The sequence below is a fragment of the Kluyvera sp. EC_51 genome (assembly GCF_019584505.1).
Lineage (GTDB): Bacteria > Pseudomonadota > Gammaproteobacteria > Enterobacterales > Enterobacteriaceae > Kluyvera > Kluyvera sichuanensis.
Map to the genome: position 1 here is coordinate 1 of NZ_VDAG01000076.1, position 484 is coordinate 484.

1 protein-coding gene is annotated in these 484 nt (G+C 56.2%); it reads right to left on the reverse strand.

Annotated features, from left to right (window positions below; all coding sequences use genetic code 11):
- Nucleotides 1–484, reverse strand: a 484-nt coding sequence (locus tag FHC49_RS13930; protein WP_220440096.1) for a penicillin-binding protein activator, incomplete at both ends; no start/stop codon positions are given.

Consider the following 484-nt stretch of genomic DNA (forward strand, 5'->3'; position numbering starts at 1 on the left):
GCTTGTTTACCCTGGTCACGAATATGACGCGCTGCATCGCGCGCTTCGTCTTCCGGTGAAAGCGCGAAGTAACAAATATTGACGCGATTTTCGATATTCTCCGGCTGGTTCAGTGCCAGTACGTTCAGCGGAGTGTTGCTCTTCAGCAACTCTTCAACGTTATTTTTCAGCAACGGACCGACCACAATACTCGCGCCATCCTGCTGAACCTGGCTTAAGATCTGGCTAAGTGGTTGTGATGAGGTATCGTAGATTTTCAGCTCTGCGGATGGATTTGCGGGTGCGCTTACCGCTGCGGTGCTTGTCGCCGGGGCGCTTACAGGCACCGGCTGGGCTGCAGGCTGTTCACCGGTCAGATCGCTAACCGAGGCTTGTGCCGGGCTGGCAACGCCATCCACGGTTTGCGGCTGAGGTTGTTCAGCTACGTCTGCGGCAGGTGCGGCAGCTACCTGAGCTGCCACTGGCTGAGTGCCGATATTTTTCG